The following is a 17,076-nucleotide window of genomic DNA, read 5'->3' as shown; positions in this document are numbered from 1 at the left end:
ATGCTATGCGCCCGCACCGAGCGCGGCAACGGCGACAATTTTAAGCCGCAGACTCCGCCGCCATGTCCCTGCAAATCACGCCGCCGCCAAGCACGCGTGTGCCATCGTAAAACACGCACGCCTGCCCCGGCGTCGGCAGAGCCGGTTCGTTGAGGAACACGCGCGCGCCCGTCCCGTCACGCTGCACGGACGCCGCGCGTGGGGCCTCGCGCGCGCGAAGCTGCACCATGCAACGCACAGACGAACCGCCATCTTCCGGCTCAGGGATCAGCCAGTTCACGTCTCGCAACAGGCACGTCGTCACGGCGGCCCCACGGCGCGGCGCCACCACGATCCGACGACGTGCGGGCTCGATGCCAACGACCATCTGCCGCTCGCCCTCAAGCTGCGCCGCGGGGCCCAGCCTTTTGGTCTGACCGTAGGTGTAGCGCGTCACGCCTTCATGGCGTCCCAGAACGTTGCCTGCGCGATCGACGATCTCCCCCTCGCCGCGCATGTCGGGACGCAATGTCTCGACGAGATCGGCATAGGAGCCGTTCGGGACGAAGCAAAGATCCTGACTGTCGGGTTTCTCCGCCACGGCCAGACCGAAGCGCTCGGCCTCCTCGCGCACCGCCCGCTTGTCCGGCATCTCCCCGAGAGGGAAGCGCAGATAATCGAGCTGGTCGCGGGTCGTCGCGAAGAGAAACCAGCTCTGGTCACGCTCCGCATCCATTGGACGATGCAGTTCCGGTCCGTTCGCGCCCTCGACGCGACGCACATAATGCCCCGTGGCCATGGCGTCGGCGCCGACATCCTTGGCCAGCCCCAACAAATCCGTGAACTTCACGCCCTGATTGCAAGAGACGCAGGGCACGGGCGTCTCGCCCGCAGCGTAGGAATTCGCGAAGGAGGAAATGACGCTGTCGTGAAACCGTTGCTCCGCGTCGATCACGTAATGCGGGAAACCCAGCCGCTCCGCGACTTCACGCGCGTCCTGAATGTCCCGGCCCGCGCAACACGCGCCCTTCTTGGCCGCGCCGCGCACGTCGTAAAGCTGAAGCGTCGCGCCGATCACGTCGTGCCCCTGCTCGACGAGGCGCGCGGCTACCACCGAACTGTCGACACCGCCCGACATGGCCACAAGCACGCGCACCGCCGTCAGCCCGCCGAAATGTGGGCGCGCGCAACCGCCGCGGCGGAAACCACGGCGAACGCGACCCAAGGGCAGGAGCAGCGGAACATCACGACTTCAGGGTCTCACTTCTTGCCGGGCAGGCGGACGACAAGACCGTCCAGAGCCTCGGTCATCACGATCTGGCACCCCAGACGGGATGTCTTCTCAAGCCCGAACGCCAGGTCGAGCATGTCTTCCTCGTCCTCGGTCGGTTCGGCCAGCTTCGGAGCCCATGACGGGTCGACGATTACATGGCAGGTGGCGCAGGCCAGCGAGCCTTCGCAGGCGCCCTCAAGGTCAATGCCGTGCTTGTGCGCGATCTCGAGCACCGAAAGACCCAGAGGCGCGTCCACCTTACGCTCAACGCCGTCCGGTTCGAGAAAAATCATAGTAGGCATTCGCTTGTCCCGCTCAGGCTGTCATCCGGGCGGCCTGCTGGCCGCGCACGCGCTGCGCCGCGCACGCAAGCACCTCGGCCGCGCGCGCGATATCGGCGGGTGACGTAAAGCGTCCGGGCGACAGACGCAAGCTTTCCGCGGCCTCATCCACGGAAAGACCCATCGCAGTGAGGACATAGGACGGCTCGATGGCGGCCGATGAGCAGGCCGAGCCGACCGACATCGCCACCTCCGGCGCGCTGGCCATGATCGCCAACGCCGACGTTCCCAGGAAACGCAAACTGACGATGCCGGGAAGCCTCGCCTTCGCTCCGTTGACGGCGACAGGCACCTGCCTCTCATGCAAAGCGTCGATCAAAGCATCGCGCAAGGCGGTCAGCCGCACCGCCTCGTCGGCGAGGCTGGCTTCGGCGATCTCCGCCGCCTTGCCGAAACCTGCGACCAGCGCCGCCGGAAGCGTGCCGGAGCGCATGCCCCGCTCCTGCCCACCGCCGGAGAACAAGGGCTCCAGACGCACACGCGGCTTCCTTCTTACATAGAGCGCGCCTACGCCCTTGGGGCCATAGAGCTTGTGAGCCGAGAGCGAGGCCATATCGATGTCGAGAGCCCTGACGTCGACCGGAATCTTGCCCGCCGCCTGCGCCATGTCGCTGTGGAACAGCGCTCCGGACTCGCGCGCTATTCGCGCCAGCGCACCGATATCCTGTAAAACGCCAGTCTCGTTATTCGCGGCCATCACGCTGACGAGCGCGGAGGGAGTCGCCAAGGCCTCGCGCAGCAGATCCGGATCCAGCACGCCGTCCTGGCCGACCGGCAGGATCACCGGATCGAATCCCTCTGCGGCAAGGCCCCGCACGCTCTCCAGCACGCATTTATGTTCGGTCGCGACCGTAATCACGCGACGACGCCCGTCGCCGTGGCGCAGCCGATGTCGTGCAGCGCCTTTTATCGCAAGGTTGTTAGCCTCGGTCGCGCCGGAGACGAAGACGATCTCGCGCGGATCAGCCCCTATCAGGGCCGCCACCTGCGCACGCGCCGTCTCCACGGCGTCCGCCGCGCGGAGTCCAAAAATATGACTGGTGCTGTGCGGGTTACCGAACTCCTCAACGAACAGCGGAGCCATGACCGCCATCACACGCGGATCGCAGGGCGTCGTCGCCGCATTATCGAGGTAGATATCCCTCACATTCCCTCCCGCTTCACATGCAAGCAGATCAGCGCCCACGCCGCTCATCACAACGATGCTGCAGAGATCATCGTCCGCGCTGACACGGGTACGCCATGCCTCAAGTCTTAGGGATAGGAAGTGGTCCCTTCACCACCCTCGATCAAGGGCGGATGAAAGGACCATCCCGACGGTCAGCGCGCCGGTTTGCGAAATTTCAGCACGACCTGATCCGTACGACCGCGTATCGACGGATCGAACACCGCGACCTGATGCGTATCAGCCGGATTGGCCAGCACTGAACTCTGCGCCTCGAACACGAAGCCAGCCTGCGTCACCTGCTTGCGGATCAGGTCCGGGTCGATCCGATGCAGGGTGTGCGTCACGTCAGCGCCGCTCCCCTTCTCCGCGACATGGTCGATGACCAGAAACACCCCGCCCGGACGCAGCGCGTCGAACGCGGCCTTGTCGAACGCAAGACCGACCTCCGCGCCTTGACCATACACGTCGTGGTAGTTGTCAGACGTCCAGACCACATCCAGCGGCTCCGGCGTCGTGAATGACGCGATCGGAGAGACAATCACGCTCACGTTCGAAAACGAAGGCTGCGCGGCGATCGCACGCACGGCGTCGCCCGCCTGCGGCTTCTTCGCCAGAAGCTCCGCAGGAACCACCGCGTAAACATGGCCGGTCTTGCCTACAACATTGCTGAACAGTCGGGTGAAATACCCGCCGCCCGGCAACAGATCGGCGACCTTCATCCCCGAAGATACGCCCGCGAAAGCGAGGAGCGCGGCCGGCTTGCGGACGCCGTCACGCGCCTTGTCCTCTGCAGGTCGGTCGGCGTCCGCCACGGCGGCGGCGATAGCAGTCACGCGCGTCCTGCCGGTCGAACCTGCAGGCACGCGGGCGCAAGCGTCGTGAATTGCTGCGGTCATAAGAAGGGAAACGGCGAACGCGATCGATCGACCGCCCGATAGACTTGGCTTCATGGTGAAACTCCATACATCGACGACGATGGTGTCCGGACGGATCAGGCTTTCGTGTCAGCCTACGTTCATGCCTGGACGGGTGCGTCCGGAAAGATCGCCCATCGAAGCGGCGTTACAATACCCCGCCACACGCGGTCCGACAAATCGCCGCAACGCTCCGCAATATCCAAGGACGGAGCGGACTCAACGTGGCGCACGCGCCCTGCCGGACCTTCCAAAACTGCGAAGGCAAAACCACCGCGCTTCACGATCTGTCGTCAGCGATCACCCCCCTCCCGCAGAACGATCACCCAGACGCGCCCTCTCGAAAGGCGAGATGATGTCGGCGAGAGTGTAACGCTCCAGAACTGTCGTGAACGCCGTCAGCGCCTCTCCCAGAACGCCGCGCAACCGACACGCAGGCATCAGCGCACAAGCCGCAGGGTCCTCAGCGTTCATGCAGCCGAGCAGCGCGAGATCGTCTTCCGTGTACCGCACCACGTCGCCGATCACGATATCAGACGCCAAACGCCCGAGACGCAGACCGCCCCCCCGCCCACGAACGGTCTCGATAAAACCGCCCTGACCAAGCCTGTGCACGACCTTCACCAGATGATTTTCCGATATCCCGTACGCGTCGGCGATCTCGCGTATCGAGGCGAGGCGCGTCGTGTTGCACCCCAGAAAAATCAGCACGCGCAGCGCATAGTCCGTGTGGAGGGTCAGCTTCATGGCCATAAGGTATCCATCGTTGACATCTTTTCCAAGGCAGCCAATAAAGGTGTGCCATATATACACCTTATAAGGATCGCCGCATGCCAACCGCACTGGACGACGCCACACGCGCCATAATTCGCGCCACCGTGCCCGCGCTCGACGCGCACGGCCTCGCCATCATGACCGAAATGTATCGACGCCTGCTGACGACCCCGGAAATACGGGACCTGTTCAATCAGTCGCATCAGAAAGACGGCGAACAACCGAGGGCGCTTGCGCTAGCCGTACTCGCATACGCGCGAAACATAGACAGGCTCGACGCGTTGGGCGGAATGGTCGAACGCATCGCTGAGAAACACGTCGGCCTGAACATTCTTCCCGAGCACTACCCGTTCGTTGCCGACGCCCTGCTCGGCGCGATCGGCCATGTTCTGGGAGAGGCGGCGACGCCCGCGATTCTCGAAGCCTGGGGCAAAGCTTACTGGTTCCTTGCCGATATCCTGACAGGCCGCGAAGCGCAGATCTATCGCGCTCATGAAACGGCTCCGGGCGGGTGGCGCGGATGGCGCCCCTTCGTCGTCAGGAAACGCACAGCCGAAACGCCTGTAATCACGTCGTTCGAACTGACGCCGCAGGACGGCGGGCCAATCGCGCGCCACAAAGCCGGACAATATCTCAGCTTCAATCTGAATTTGCCTGAGCACGGCCCGCAACGCAGGAACTACAGCATCTCCTCCGCGCCCGGAGCGGATCATTATCGCATCACCGTCCGGCGCGCGCCCGGCGGCGTAGTGTCGCAGTGGCTCCATGACTCGATTCAGGAAGGCGCGACGCTGCTGGTCTCCAACCCGGCCGGGGATTTTACGTTGCCGGACAGCCCATCCGGTTCGTCCGTATTCCTGACAGCAGGCGTCGGCTCCACGCCTGTAATTTCGATGCTGCAAGAATTGGCTACGCGCCCGACAGCGAAGATTCATTACGTCCACGCGGCGCATTCGGCTGCGGACGATCTTTTTGTTGAAGATATTCGCCGCGGGGCAGCGGAAGGCGCGTTGACCGCCGACCTGTTTTACACGCACGCCGCTGCGCCGCCCTCCAAAGGCGTCACAGCGCGCGAAGGCCGCATCACGGCAGACTGGCTGCGCGCCACTGTTGAACGCGACGCCACATATTACGTGTGCGGCCCAGAGGGCTTCATGCGAGACATGACCCGGACATTGCGTGAGATCGGGCTCCCGCCCGCACAAATCTGTTACGAGTTCTTCGGTTCAGCCACGGACGTGGAACTGGTCCTTTAATAAAGAGACGCTCACCACTAAGGCGGAAAGGTCGCGAAGGCCTTCCGCAACGCGCGACCGCTGACATGAATGACACGACGCGCCTTCCGCATGACCGGGTAGAAATTCAGAAATCCATGAATTGTGCCCGGAACACGGCGGCAGATCACAGCGACGCCCGCCGCACGCATCTCCTCGGCATAGCGTTCGCCCTCGTCACGTAGCGGGTCGAACTGCGCCGTAACAATCAACGCTGGCGGCAGATCGCTCAGATCTTCCGCGAGGCCCGGCGAGAATTTTGGATCCGAGAGGTCGTCCACGCTACGCGCGTATTGCTCGCCGTACCACTCCATCATTCGACGCGTGAGGAAATATCCGTCGGAGAACGCGCGCCGGGACGCGAAATCCTGCTCGCCATGTGTAATCGGATAGAACAGCACCTGCATGGCGATATCGCTCTCTCGTCGCGACTTTCCGCCAATGCGTTCTATCTGCCGACGTTCATCGCGCGCACGCTGCGCCACGAACGCCGCCAAACCGCCGCCTGCGCTATCGCCGGCAACCGCGACACGCCCTCCCCAGCGCCACGCCTCGCTGGTCAGCCAACGGAACGCCGCCCAGCAATCGTCGGGCGCAGCTGGAAATTTGTGCTCCGGCGCAAGGCGGTAATCGAATGAAAGAATAGCCGCGCCCGAAGCGCGCGCGAGGCGACAACATACCCCATGATGGGAATCGAGGCCGCAATGCACGAAACCGCCACCGTGCAGATACAGCACGACGCCCTGCACCCGTCCGTACGGGACGTAAAGTCTCGCCGGGCGAAGCTCGGTCGCGCCCGGAACCCGAACGTCGAGAACCCTGCGCACCTGTAACGAAGAGAGCGCCTTGGGGAAGGACGGTCGATTCGCGGAACGACGCAACTCGGCCAACGCAGCTTCAGCGCTGTGCAAGGTTCCCGGAACTGAAGATCGCGAGGACGTCGTGCGGGCGATCCAACGCAGGAACAGCCGGGACGAGACATCAGGCCTCGCATCGTCCGGCTGCGACAGCCACGCGACGAGTGATTCATCGCCGCTCGCCGCTGCATCGACAGGCGGTATGGTGTGCGCCAGATGGGACATAACCCGCATCGTGCCTGTGCTCCTCGCGCTTGTCCATTACCGGCGACGCGCTCCACCACGCGAGAAGACTTGACGGCGTTCGCCCATACGCGCAGGTTCCGCGCAGCCAGACGGCCGGGCGATCGCTGTCGCATTTGCGGTGGAGGAAAGTCCGGGCTCCACGGGAGAACGGTGCCGGCTAACGGCCGGCGAGGGCGACCTCAGGGAAAGTGCCACAGAAAACAAACCGCCTTCCGGGCCTGGAGACAGGCTGGAGGTAAGGGTGAAACGGTGCGGTAAGAGCGCACCGCGCTTCCGGTAACGGCGGCGGCAGGGCAAACCCCACCGGGAGCAAGACCGAATAGGGGCGACAGGCGGGGCGGCGCGAGCCGTCGCCGCCGGAGGTTCTCCCGCCTCGTCGCCCGGGTTGGTCGCGTGAGGCGCGTCGCAAGACGCGTCCCAGAGGAATGATCGTCCCGATCCTTTCGAGGGTCGGACAGAACCCGGCTTACAGGCCGTCTGGCTCCTCGAAACGTTCAAATTCGCTGACGCAATCGGAAAATGAGTCCTCTTTATTACTAGGCAGAGTCATTTCGACTCTGCTGCGGCCTCCTTGATCCGCCCACCGATGAACCGCACCGTGGACACATTACGCCCTCCCCGAAGCGTCATATGCGAATGACGCGAACCAAGTACCCAGCCGAATTCTACTGACGCGCCGCAGCCGTAAAAAGCGCAGGCAACCGGCAAAACGGCCCCTGATGGCCTCCCGCTCGTCGTTTCGAGGAAATGCAACGACTTTCAGAAATGACTTGGAGCAAGCGCAAAAAATACAACGAAAAGCCAACCGGTCGATTACGCCACGAACGACTGCGCTTGATCAGGGAAAGCGAAGGTTCGGAAAATTACAATCAGCATGAAGCTACCGCGGCATCGCAAACCCGAACGACGCAACGAAAAAAAATAGGCAAAATCGTCACCACTCGTGGAACTTTTCCCGCCCAGGTCGAACAGATGCATTTCGACCCGGAATTTATAGTGTCGAACGTTACGTCGTTACTGTCCGGAGCTGAACACGCACAAAAAAACGCTGACACGACGGCGCAGGCAGCGCGAGTGGAACGAGACGCCTTCGCATTAAAATACCGCATCAAAGGTTTATTTTTCAGAAATTAAGTAATTTTTCAGCGCGATGCACCGACGCAGCAACCGCGTAAATCCTTCATGCAGTCAAAAAATGAGAACAAAACAAGAACTAAAGTTAAGAACGTTTGTTCCTTGAGCGATCATTCTATTGCCATAATCTTAACGGGCGTATTGCGCATCGATATCTTCTTTTTCCCAGATTTCTGCGGTTTTTTATTACAGTTTCATTTGACGTCCCATAAAATCCCATGATATCCCATGAGATGGAGAACGAGCCCAAGTGAACCCAAACCAGCCTCGCAAGAAGGACCGCAAACCCGGTGAGCGTGTTTCTCGGCACACATCAGAATCGAATAGACGCCAAAGGGCGCGTCTCGATTCCTGCCGGATTCCGCACGGTTCTGCGCGCGCAGGCGGTTGAGGGCGAGGCGCTGATGGTGCTCCGCCCCTCCCATACCCAGCCTTGCATCGAGGCGTGGCCGTCCACCGCATTCGCGACGCTTGCGCAGCCTCTTGATCGCCTGGACATGTTTTCCGACGAGCACGACGATCTCGCTGCGGCGCTTTATGCCGACGCCTACCCGATCGACGCAGACCGTGAGGGACGCATCATTCTTCCGGATTTTCTGCGCGAACACGCAGGACTTGGCGAAGCCGTGGCGTTCATGGGGCTTGGGCGCATCTTCCAGATATGGGAACCCGAAGCGGCCGAGCGGCGACGTTCGGAGGCGCGTCTGCGCTCGCGCCGGGTGACGTTGCCGGGTGGCGGGTCTGGCGGGAACGGGGGCGCATGAACGCCATGCCCGACACATCCCGCCTGACGCCCGCAGGAACATCCGTGCCCGATCACGATCCGGGCCATATCCCCGTCATGCGCGCCGAAGTTCTCGAAGCGCTGTCGCCTCGTGCAGGCGAGGTTTATGTCGACGGCACGTTCGGCGGAGGCGGTTACACAAACGCCGTGCTGGCGGCGGCCGATTGCCACGTATGGGGCGTCGATCGCGACCCGGACGCGATCGCACGCGGCCGGGCGCTCTCGGCAATCTGGGGTAACGGCGAAGACGGGTCTCAGCGCCTGAGGCTGCTTCAAGGCGGATTCGGCGGCATGCAGGACATGCTCGCGGCGGAGGGGGTGACAGCCGTCGATGGCGTCATGCTCGATCTCGGCGTCTCCTCCTTCCAGATCGACGATCCGGAACGCGGGTTTTCCTTTCGCGCCGACGGCCCATTGGACATGCGTATGGAACGCGCCGGACGCAGCGCCGCCGATCTGGTGAACTCAGCGTCGGAAGCCGAACTGGCCGATATTTTCCATCACTATGGAGAGGAGCGGCATGCGCGCCGCGTCGCGCGAACGATCGTCGCGGCGCGCACGGAAACGCCGTTCAGCACCACCGGGCAACTCGCCGCTGCGATCCGGTCCGCCGTGCCGCCTGATCGTTCAGGCATCGACCCCGCGACACGCTCGTTTCAGGGACTGCGGATCGCCGTCAATGACGAGCTTGGAGAAATCGAACGCGCGCTTGCGCAGGCGCTCGACCTTCTGGCGCCCGGCGGCCGTCTGGTGGTCGTTTCGTTCCATTCGCTGGAAGACCGTCTGGTGAAGCGCGCGATGGCTGACGCCGCCGGGCGCAACGCCGGGGTCTCCCGTCACGATCCCCGCGCCTTTACCGGCGGCGCAGCGGAAGCCGGTTACGCTCTGCTTACCCGCAAACCTCTGCGCCCCGGCGACGAGGAATGCGCGCGCAATCCCCGCGCGCGCAGCGCCCGCCTGCGCGCCATCGCCCGCCTACGCCCTTCCAATGCGTCGTCCGACGCCGCCCTCACACGCACGGCCGCGTCGGCCGCCGAAGGAACCGAACCATGATCAGGTATTTCACGCTGCTCTGCGCCGTCTCCGCAGGCCTGTCGGGGCTGTTCCTTTACAGCAAGAAACACCAGACCACGGTTCTGGATCAGCAGATTTCGTCGATCGTTTCAGATACGCAACACATTCGCCAGCAGACGGCGATGCTGCGCACGGAATGGGCGCTGCTCAACCAACCCGATCGCCTCAGCCGTCTCGCCGCACGCTTCGAACCGTCGCTGCAACCGATGACGCCGCGCCAGTTCGTGCGCCTGAGCGACCTCGCGGGACATCTGCCCGCGCCCGGTTCCGTCCACGCACCCAACCCGCGCGACGCGATCTCTCCGGGCGTGATCGAGACTCACGGCGAAGCTCTTGCCCTCGCCGACGCAAAAGCGCCCGTGGCGCAGTCGACCGAAACGAAAACGTCGGAACCAAAGGCTTTGGCCAAAGTCGAAGCGCCCGCGCACACCGACGTCGCACAGGCGACTGCGCCCCATGCAGCAACTCAGGTTGCGGCGGCTCAGCCTCCTGCAGCGCCCCGCGCCCCGCGCCCCGCAACGATGCTCGCCAGCGTGGAGCGTCCGGCAGTCGCGTCGACGCAGGCCGTCCAGTCGCGAAACACCACGACGCTCGCTCTCGACACCGTTCCCACCGTGCGCCACGCAGCGAAGAAGCCGGCCACCGACGCGCTCGACTCCGCACTCGGCGGCCCGGATGCACAGGGCGAACGCCGCACTGCGCATACAGTCCTCGCCAGCGCTACGGCGCCCCGTCACGTCGCGGCGCCCGAAGCCGCGCATGTCGCCGCGCCGCGTCCGGCCGTTCAACTCGCAGCCTATCACCCGGCGCACCCCGCGCAGGCGCAAACAGCCACGTGGCGCCCGGTGGCGGCGCAGGCGGCCCCACGCTATATCGAGGCCCGCGCGAGCTACAACGGCTCGCTCCTCGGCCATTCGGCGCTGGGAGGCGGTCTGCCGCCCCCGGTTCCGGTGGCCAACTGATCGCTTCGACCGCGACCTCCCGACAGGGATAGCGGAAGAAGACGCGGCGGCGCGCGTGAGCGTCCCCGTCGCGGCGTACGTATCCGTCCCGGCCCGGCATTCCGGGTTTCGAGCGTCAAGGTGGGCGGCCTGAACTGAACCTAAGGGGCCGCAGCCGTCCATGTCGCGTCAGTCAACACCGCCCGATATGCAAGACCTCGCCGAAGGGCGGCTTCCGCGCGACGTCCACGTCACCAGCGCCGAACTGCGGACCCGCGCCCATCTGGAACGCATGCACGTTCGGCTTCTTGGCGTGGCGGCGGGATTTTGCGGCCTGTTCGGCATGGTGGCGTTGAAGCTCAGCTTCGCCACCGTGATCTCCCCGATGGCGCCGGAGCAGCGGCAGATCGCCCCGCAGGTCCCTGAAATTCCGAAAATTGACCCGAAGGGCTCCCTCGCGGGCGATCTCAGCCTGCCGCAGGTGCGCCGGGCCACGATTGTCGATCGCAACGGACAAACCCTCGCCATCTCCCTGCCCGTGGCGCAGGTCTACGCCAACCCGCAGGAACTGATCGACGCGCAGGACGTCGCGGCCAAGCTCAAGAAGATACTGCCCAACCTCAATCTGGACGAAACGGTCCGTCGCCTGTCGTCGAAGAAGCAGTTCGTCTACATCGCACGCGACATCGCGCCCGCGCAGGAACTGGCGATCAACGATCTCGGCATTCCCGGCATTTATTTCGAAGCTGGCGAACGGCGACATTATCCCCTCGGCATCATCGCGGCGCAGGTCATGGGCGCAGTGGACATCGACGACCATGGCGTGGCGGGCGTCGAACGTTATTTCGACAAGCGCCTGAACTCCGACCGCGCGCCGTTGCGCCTTTCGCTCGACGTTCGCGTGCAGGCCGTGGTGCGTGAGGAACTTGCGAAAGCCAAGGACGAGTTCAGCGCGATCGGCGCAGCCGCCATCGTGATGGACGTGAACTCGGGCGAAGTCATCGCCATGGCGAGTCTTCCCGATTACGACGCGAATGATTTTGGTCACGCGCCGCCGGACTCTCGCTTCAACCGCGCCGTGACGGGCATGTACGAGCCGGGCTCGACCTTCAAGCTGCAGACCGCCGCCATGGCGCTGCAACTCGGCGTCGCGCATATCTGGGACCGTTTTTCCTCGATCCCCATCCATATCGGCCGCTTCACCATCTCCGACATGAAGTCGGACCACTTCTCTCCCTGGCTGTCCCTGACGGAAGTCATGGCGTATTCGTCCAACCCGGCCGCAGCACATATCGCGCTCGACGTCGGCGCCGCGCGCCAGCAGGAATGGCTGCGCAACATGGGCTTCTTCGCGCCGGTGCCGATCGAACTGCCCGAAGCGGGGCGTCCGATCGTCCCCGCGATGCGCAACTGGGGAATCTCTACCGTCATGACTGTGGGCTTCGGTCACGGCGTGGCGGAACCACCGCTGGCAATCGTGCGCGGAACCGCCGCGACGGTGAACGGCGGCATTCTCGTAAAACCGACATTGCTGGACCGCGAAGCGGCGATCGACGCCGCGTCCGCCAGCGACGCCGGGGATCAGTCCCCTCGCCTGACGCCCGCCGCCGCACTATCCGACACGGAAACCACCACGGGGGCCGCATCTTCCGGCGGCCTCGACGACGCGACACTGCGCAGCCCTGTCGGCGGCGCTCCAGACGCCTTGGCTTCACAGGGAGCGCCGTCTGCAGACGACCATTCGGCGACGCCGGAAGGTCCTCGCGTGCTGTCCGAAGAGACGTCACACCTGCTTCGTCGCATCCTCCGTCTCGACGTCACCAAAGGCACCGGCAAAACCGCCGAATCTCCCGGCTATTTCGTCGGTGGCAAAACCGGCACGGCCGAAAAGATCGGTCCGCACGGCGGCTACCTCAAGCATGTGAATATTGCGGCATTCACAAGCATCTTTCCGATGAACGCGCCGCGCTACGCGGTTTACGTAATGCTCGATAGCCCCAAGGCCACCGCCGCCACGCATGGCTGGACGACCGCCGCGTGGAACGCCGCGCCGACCGTGTCGAAAATCATCTCCCGCGTCGGACCGATGTTGCAGATGTTCCCTGACACCGCACACGCGGCGGAAATCGACGCAGCGTTGGCGATTCCGATGCAGCCCTCCGCGCCGCGCGGCTACCGCCCGCTAGGCCCCGGGAACGACCCCGGAGATCCGCGCAACGCCGCAGCGGAAGAACGCACGCGCAAGAAACAGGTCGCGGAACGCGGCGCGCCCGGCCGCCCGCCCGTTCTTCCGATTTCGACGCAATCAACGCTCGCCCCGCCATCCCCGACACGGAGAGGCTGACATGCGTCTGTCCGCCCTTCTCGCTTCAGTGGGATTGCATCTTTCTGCAGGCCATGATCCGGACATAACCGCGATCACAGCTGACAGCCGTGAGGCCGCGCCAGGCGTCCTGTTCGCAGCACTGCCGGGCGCGAAGACGGATGGACGTCGTTTCATCCCTTCCGTCATCGCCGCCGAAGCCGCCGCGATTCTGGCGCCGGCGGACACGCCGGACATCGAACAAGCGAACGTGGCGCTTGTAAAAAGTGCAGACGTACGCCGTACGCTTTCTCTTCTCGCCGCCGCTTTCGCCGGACCGCAGCCAGACCATCAGGTCGCCGTCACCGGAACGAACGGCAAGACCAGCACGGTCGATTTCCTGCGCCAGCTCTGGACCGCGAGCGGACACTCCGCCGCCAGCCTCGGCACCCTCGGCCTGAAGGCGCCCGTCACGCTGCCGTTCGAGATTCCCTCGCTTACGACGCCGGACCCGGTCACGTTGGCGCGCGGCCTCGCCGCCCTTCGCACGTCGGGAGTGACGGACGTCGCCATGGAAGCCTCCTCCCACGGCCTCGATCAGCGTCGGCTCGACGGCGTGCGACTCTCGGCCGCCGGTTTTACGAACCTGACCCGCGACCACCTCGACTATCACGGCGACCTCGCCGCCTACCGCGCCGCCAAGCTCCGCCTGTTCGACACGTTACTACCCGAAGGAGCCGTAGCCGCCGCCAACGCCGACATGGACGGCGAAACGCTCGACGCAATCTGCGACATCGCGAAGCGGCGCGGGCTGGTCCTGCGGCTTGTCGGTGAAAATGGCGACACATTACGCTTGTTGAAGCAGGAATCCCTGCCTGAAGGACAACGCCTCCGAGTTTCCGCCTTCGGTCGCGATCACGATATCGCCCTGTCGCTGCCTGGACGTTTTCAGGTTGACAACGTTCTGCTCGCCATCGCTCTCGCGGCGCAGGACCAGGCTGGCGTTGAAACTGCTCTTGCGCATGCACAGCAACTTCGCGGCGTGCGCGGGCGAATGGAGCGCGCCGCCCTGCTTGGCAACGGCTCCGCTGTTTACGTCGATTACGCCCACACGCCCGACGCATTGGCGCGGGCGCTGACGAGCCTGCGCCCTCACGCGCGCGGGCGTCTGCTTGTCGCCTTTGGCGCGGGTGGTGACCGTGATCGCGGAAAGCGTCCCTTGATGGCCCGTGAAGCCGCCGCCAACGCCGACGTCGTCATCGTCACCGACGACAACCCGAGAAGTGAGAACCCCGCCGACATCCGCCACGACGTGTTGGCGGGCGCGCCCGACGCGCTCGAAATCGGCGACCGCGCGAAAGCTATCGCCGCTGGTCTCGACATGCTCCAGCCCGGCGACGTACTGCTCGTCGCCGGAAAAGGGCATGAGCAGGGGCAGACCATCGGCGGCGTCGTGCATCCATTCGATGACGTTAGCGTCGTACGCGAACTGGCGGGCGCGGCATGAGCGCACTCTGGACCGGTCCGGAACTTGTCGAAGCGACGACGGGATCTTTCCCGGACGCCGACAAAGCCCGCGACATCGTCGTCACAGGCGTCTCCATAGACACACGAGCACTGGTCCCCGGCGACCTGTTCATCGCTCTGGTCGGTGAAACGTCAGACGGACACCAGCATATTCGTGCGGCTCTTGAAAAAGGCGCATCGGCAGTCTTCGCGCATCGCGACGCAGCGGGTCTTGCCGATGACCCGCGCGTGCTGCGCGTCGCTGACACCATGACGGCGTTGTGGGATCTGGGCCGTCATGCGCGCGCGCGTTTCGTCGGCAAGGTCGCAGCCGTGACCGGCAGCGTCGGCAAGACGACGACGAAAGAAATGTTGCGCGTCGCCCTGTCCGCGCTTGGGCCGACGCATGCCGCTGTCGCATCCTACAACAATCACTGGGGCGTGCCGCTGACGCTCGCACGCCTGCCGCGCGACGCCGCATTCTGCGTGATCGAGATCGGGATGAACCACCCCGGCGAAATCGCGCCACTGGCGGCCCTCACCCGCCCGGATACGGCGGCGATCACCACCATCGGTTCTGCGCATGTCGGGCATATGGGCGGTCTGGACGCCATTGCCCGTGAAAAGGCGGCGCTTATCGCCGCGCTGCGTCCCGGCTCCATCGCCGTCGTCCCGGACGACGCGGCGGGACAGGACATCTTTGACGAGGTCGCTCGCGCAGCCGACGTCTCCCTGTGGCGCTGCGGCCTTCTGGACAAAAGCGAAGCGCGGATCAGTGGCTTCACAACCACCTCTTCAAGCGGCTCTTTCGTCGCTCACATTGCAGGTGTCGAGACGTCTGTAATGCTGCACGCTCCCGGATTGCATCTGGCGCGCAACGCCCTGACGGCGCTGGCCGTCGTCGCGACGCTCTTCGCGGATGACCGGACCTCGACCGAACGCGCTCTCGCCGCGGCCGCGCAGGCCTTGGCGACGTTCTCTCCCGGCGCCGGACGCGGGGCGCTCACGACCATCATGGACGGCCGGGTCACTTTGCTCGACGAAAGCTATAACGCCTCCGTCCTCGCCATTCGCGCAGCCCTCGACGTGCTGGCGCTTGCGCCAGCCAATCGCCGCGTAGCCGTCCTCGGCGATATGCGCGAACTCGGCGACTTCGCCAGCGCCGAGCATCTGTCCCTCGTCGATCCGGTCGTTGCCTGCGCAGACCTCGTTTTTTGTTGCGGACCTCATATGAAAGAACTTTTCGACGCCCTGCCTTCGCCTCTTCAGGGCGCATGGCGCGCGGACTCCGACACGCTCGCGCCGATCGTGCGCGCCGCCCTCCACAGCGGCGACGCCGTTCTCGTCAAAGGCAGCCTCGGCACCCGCATGCGCGTCATCGTCGAAACCCTGCGCGCGGCGGAGACCGTTTGATGCTCTATCTTCTGGTCTCCCATCACGCGCATGGGCACACAAATCTGCTCAACCTGTTCCGCTACATCACCTTTCGTTCCGGCGGCGCGTGCCTGACGGCGCTTGCTATCGCGTTGATGCTCGGCAACCCGGTCATTCGCGAACTTCGCCGGATTCAGCGTGAAGGACAACCGATCCGCGCCCTCGGGCCGGAGCGGCATATTCTGGAAAAGGCGGGCACACCCACCATGGGCGGCGTGCTGATCCTCATTGCGCTCTTCGCATCGACCCTGCTCTGGGCGGATCTGGAGGACGGGTTCGTCTGGGCCGTTCTGTTCGTTACGGCGGCTTTCGGCGCAATCGGGTTCGCTGACGACTACCTGAAGCTTTCCCGCCGCAACACGGACGGCGTGTCAAAACGCACGCGGCTGGGCTGCGAGTTCGCGGCCTCGCTTGTCGCCGGGTGGTGGATGGAAAGCATGATGCCGCCGGACCTTGCGAACTACGTCGCGTTTCCGTTCGTAAAGGACCTGCTTCTGCCCTTGGGTTTCGCGTTCCCAATCTTCGCGATGATCACCATCGCCGGTTTCGGCAATGCGGTGAATTTCACTGACGGGCTCGACGGGCTTGCAACTGTGCCTGTTGTTGTTGCTGCTTTCGTGTTCGCGCTGATCTCCTATCTGGTCGGCAACCATCTCTTTGCCGATTATCTGCAACTTCACGCCGTGCCCGGCACCGGCGAACTGGCGATTTTCTGCGCCGGACTCGTTGGCGCAGGCCTTGGCTTTCTCTGGTTCAACGCGCCTCCGGCAGCGGTGTTCATGGGCGACACCGGCTCCCTGTCGCTCGGCGGCGCGCTTGGCGCTGTGGCCGTGGCGGTCAAGCATGAGCTGGTGCTCTGCATCGTCGGCGGCCTGTTCGTTATCGAAACCCTGTCCGTCGTCATTCAGGTCTTCTGGTACAAGCGCACGAAGCGCCGTGTGTTCCTGATGGCGCCGTTGCACCATCATTTCGAAAAAAAGGGATGGCAGGAGCCCAAGATCGTCATCCGCTTCTGGATCGTTTCCATCGTTCTCGGCCTGTTCGGCCTCGCCACGTTGAAACTGCGGTGAGGACA

The 17,076-nt window shown here is 64.2% G+C and carries 15 protein-coding genes and 1 other RNA gene; 10 read left to right on the top strand and 6 right to left on the bottom strand.

The features are described 5' to 3' along the window. Positions 1-40: 40 nt before the first annotated feature. The 5 genes from mnmA to HK28_RS00920 all read right to left on the bottom strand — a co-directional run bounded on the left by mnmA (position 41) and on the right by HK28_RS00920 (position 4,422). Complete coding sequence (gene mnmA, locus HK28_RS00940; protein WP_086642814.1) at positions 41-1,135, bottom strand: tRNA 2-thiouridine(34) synthase MnmA; 1,095 nt, start codon at positions 1,133-1,135, stop codon at positions 41-43. Between the two features lie 104 nt (positions 1,136-1,239). Then, positions 1,240-1,554: a ferredoxin family 2Fe-2S iron-sulfur cluster binding protein gene (locus tag HK28_RS00935; protein ID WP_198945745.1), complete on the bottom strand. Its 315-nt coding sequence runs from the start codon at positions 1,552-1,554 to the stop codon at positions 1,240-1,242. 13 nt (positions 1,555-1,567) lie between these two features. Beyond that, positions 1,568-2,740 carry a cysteine desulfurase family protein gene (locus HK28_RS00930; protein WP_369823564.1) on the bottom strand — a complete coding sequence of 391 codons (1,173 nt, stop codon included), beginning with the start codon at positions 2,738-2,740 and terminating at the stop codon, positions 1,568-1,570. Between the two features lie 173 nt (positions 2,741-2,913). Further along, entirely contained in the window at positions 2,914-3,711 is a 798-nt protein-coding gene (locus HK28_RS00925; RefSeq protein ID WP_198945744.1) for a class I SAM-dependent methyltransferase, read from the bottom strand. A 264-nt stretch (positions 3,712-3,975) separates the two neighbouring features. Then, positions 3,976-4,422: an Rrf2 family transcriptional regulator gene (locus tag HK28_RS00920; protein ID WP_086642812.1), complete on the bottom strand. Its 447-nt coding sequence runs from the start codon at positions 4,420-4,422 to the stop codon at positions 3,976-3,978. Positions 4,423-4,505: 83 nt separating this feature from the next. On the opposite strand from HK28_RS00920, the gene hmpA reads away from it, so the two are divergent. Continuing rightward, positions 4,506-5,705, top strand: coding sequence for an NO-inducible flavohemoprotein (gene hmpA / locus HK28_RS00915; RefSeq protein ID WP_086642725.1), 1,200 nt, complete (start codon positions 4,506-4,508; stop codon positions 5,703-5,705). A gap of 17 nt (positions 5,706-5,722) precedes the next feature. Here hmpA and HK28_RS00910 read toward each other — a convergent pair whose 3' ends face one another. Beyond that, positions 5,723-6,814 carry an alpha/beta hydrolase gene (locus tag HK28_RS00910; RefSeq protein ID WP_086642724.1) on the bottom strand — a complete coding sequence of 364 codons (1,092 nt, stop codon included), beginning with the start codon at positions 6,812-6,814 and terminating at the stop codon, positions 5,723-5,725. Positions 6,815-6,911: 97 nt separating this feature from the next. Between HK28_RS00910 and rnpB the strand changes: the two genes are divergently transcribed. The 9 genes from rnpB to mraY all read left to right on the top strand — a co-directional run bounded on the left by rnpB (position 6,912) and on the right by mraY (position 17,071). Then, positions 6,912-7,311: RNase P RNA component class A (gene rnpB, locus HK28_RS00905), an RNA gene on the top strand. A gap of 280 nt (positions 7,312-7,591) precedes the next feature. Then, positions 7,592-7,960, top strand: a complete 369-nt coding sequence (locus HK28_RS00900; protein WP_086642723.1) for a hypothetical protein — start codon at positions 7,592-7,594, stop codon at positions 7,958-7,960. 290 nt (positions 7,961-8,250) lie between these two features. Then, positions 8,251-8,724 (top strand): division/cell wall cluster transcriptional repressor MraZ, encoded by a 474-nt coding sequence (gene mraZ, locus HK28_RS00895; protein ID WP_026397738.1) that lies wholly within the window; start codon positions 8,251-8,253, stop codon positions 8,722-8,724. Between the two features lie 5 nt (positions 8,725-8,729). Continuing rightward, positions 8,730-9,797 (top strand): 16S rRNA (cytosine(1402)-N(4))-methyltransferase RsmH, encoded by a 1,068-nt coding sequence (gene rsmH, locus HK28_RS00890; RefSeq protein ID WP_233140284.1) that lies wholly within the window; start codon positions 8,730-8,732, stop codon positions 9,795-9,797. Further along, positions 9,794-10,780, top strand: a complete 987-nt coding sequence (locus HK28_RS00885; RefSeq protein WP_086642721.1) for a hypothetical protein — start codon at positions 9,794-9,796, stop codon at positions 10,778-10,780. The genes rsmH and HK28_RS00885 overlap by 4 nt, the downstream gene beginning before the upstream one ends. 271 nt (positions 10,781-11,051) lie before the next feature. Then, complete coding sequence (locus tag HK28_RS00880) at positions 11,052-13,103, top strand: penicillin-binding protein 2 (protein ID WP_086642811.1); 2,052 nt, start codon at positions 11,052-11,054, stop codon at positions 13,101-13,103. Position 13,104: 1 nt separating this feature from the next. Next, a complete protein-coding gene (locus tag HK28_RS00875; protein ID WP_086642720.1) occupies positions 13,105-14,568 on the top strand; it encodes a UDP-N-acetylmuramoyl-L-alanyl-D-glutamate--2,6-diaminopimelate ligase in 1,464 nt (487 codons plus the stop codon). Beyond that, complete coding sequence (gene murF / locus HK28_RS00870; RefSeq protein WP_086642719.1) at positions 14,565-15,980, top strand: UDP-N-acetylmuramoyl-tripeptide--D-alanyl-D-alanine ligase; 1,416 nt, start codon at positions 14,565-14,567, stop codon at positions 15,978-15,980. The genes HK28_RS00875 and murF overlap by 4 nt, the downstream gene beginning before the upstream one ends. Further along, entirely contained in the window at positions 15,980-17,071 is a 1,092-nt protein-coding gene (gene mraY, locus HK28_RS00865) for a phospho-N-acetylmuramoyl-pentapeptide-transferase (protein WP_026397742.1), read from the top strand. The genes murF and mraY overlap by 1 nt, the downstream gene beginning before the upstream one ends. Positions 17,072-17,076: the final 5 nt, after the last annotated feature.

The organism is Acetobacter sp. DsW_063 (assembly GCF_002153745.1).
GTDB lineage: Bacteria > Pseudomonadota > Alphaproteobacteria > Acetobacterales > Acetobacteraceae > Acetobacter.
Note: the sequence above shows the minus strand (reverse complement) of the source record. Positions and strands in the feature narration are given on the sequence as shown.